General features: G+C 70.6%; 1 pseudogene. It reads left to right on the plus strand.

Annotation, left to right across the window (positions count from 1 at the left end):
- Positions 1-204: pseudogene (locus FQK12_RS05460) on the plus strand (oxaloacetate decarboxylase subunit beta); the annotation flags it as partial.

Raw genomic sequence — 204 nt, forward strand, 5'->3', positions numbered from 1 at the left:
CAGGAAGTTCGAGCCGCTCCTGCTGCTGCCGATTGGCTTCGGCGGCCTGCTGTCGAATATCCCGGAGGCCGGGCTGGCCCTGACCGCCCTGGAGAGCCTGCTGGCCCACCACGACGCCGGGCAGCTGGCGGTGATTGCCGCGAAGCTCCACTGTACGCCGGATGTCCACGCCATCAGGGAGGCGCTGGCGCTGGCCCTGCCGTC

The organism is Klebsiella sp. ME-303, from assembly GCF_007910085.1.
In the GTDB taxonomy this organism is placed as follows: Bacteria; Pseudomonadota; Gammaproteobacteria; order Enterobacterales; family Enterobacteriaceae; genus Klebsiella; species Klebsiella michiganensis.